The sequence below is a fragment of the Ruegeria sp. CJ3 genome (assembly GCF_056536725.1).
Genome location: NZ_JBQFQE010000024.1, coordinates 1 through 1,407, shown reverse-complemented (window position 1 = coordinate 1,407; position 1,407 = coordinate 1). Strand labels below are relative to the sequence as shown.

1 protein-coding gene is annotated in these 1,407 nt (G+C 59.1%); it reads left to right on the top strand.

Annotation, left to right across the window (positions count from 1 at the left end):
- The coding region (locus tag ACR0J1_RS19365; protein ID WP_480734403.1) for a type III PLP-dependent enzyme domain-containing protein at window positions 1-1,340 on the top strand (1,340 nt) is incomplete at its 5' end.
- Window positions 1,341-1,407 lie beyond the last annotated feature (67 nt).

Below are 1,407 nucleotides of genomic sequence, written 5' to 3'. Positions count from 1 at the left end.
CGGCGGCTCGGTTGAGCCGCCGTTTTCATTTCACGCCAAGCAATTTCATCCAAACCGGAGCCCGCCCCATGAACCGAGAGCATCAAATCCTGCAGCGCGCCATCGAAGACCGGCTTTTGGACAGCGAAACCACCGTGTTGGGCTTCATGGATCTCGACGGTCTGGCCAAATCCATCAACGATCTGATCGCGGCCTTTCCCGACAACTTCCAGCACACCTTTGCGGTCAAGGCGAACTCACTACGCCACGTGCTGATGAAAATCTCGCATTGCGGCATCGGCGCCGAGGTCGCCAGCCCCGGAGAGCTGACCATGGCGCAATCCGCAGGCTTCGATATCCGCAAGATCATCTTCGATTCCCCCGCCAAGACGATGGATGATCTGCGCCAATGTCTGAAACACTCGATCGCGTTCAATCTGGACAATGAACAGGAACTGGAACGTGTCGCCACGCTGATCGAGGACTATCCCAATTCCGAGGCCATCATCGGCTTTCGCATCAACCCGCAGATCGGCTCGGGCGCGATTTCATCGACCAGTACCGCGACCAATACGTCGAAATTCGGCTACCCCATCGGGGATGCGGGCAATCGCGAGAAACTGATAGACTACTATCTGAAATACCCGTGGCTGACCTCGATCCACACCCATGCCGGATCGCAGGGCTGCCCGCTGGAACTGATGGCGCAGGGCATCGGTGAACTGGTTTCCGTCGCCGAAGAGATCAACACCCGCAAAGGCGAACAGCAGATCACCCGGCTGGATATCGGGGGCGGTTTGCCGGTCAACTTCGCCTCGCCCGAGGTCAAGCCGACCTTTGCCGAATATGCCGAGGTTCTGCGCCAGCACGTGCCGCTGCTGTTCACCGGGAAATACAGCGTGAAAACCGAATTTGGCCGCGCGATTGCCGCCAAGAACGGGTTCATGGCGACCCGCGTGGAATACACCAAGAACGCCGGAGGTCGGCATATCGCGACCACCCATGCAGGCGCGCAGATCATGACACGCACGGCGTTTTTGCCCGCGGCGTGGCCCATTCGCGTCGAAGGCTTTACGCCGGGCGGCGTGTTGAAAACCGAGGACAAGGTACAGACGGATGTGGCCGGGCCCTGCTGTTTCGCTGCAGATCTGGTGGCCAAGGATGTGCTGATCCCGCGCCTTGATCCCAATGACTACGTGGCGATCTACGACACCGGCGCGTATTACTTCAGCAACCATTTCGACTATAACAGCCTGCCGCGCATCGCAGTCTATGGCGTCAGCAGCAAGTCCGACGGCTTGTCCATCGAACTGATCCGCCGCGCAGAAACGCTCAGCGAAGTCGTCTCGAATATGTCATAACAAAAAGGACCGGGCTCGTGCCAAGCCCGGTCCTTGTCGTGGCGATTGGGGTCAGACCCCAACGCCG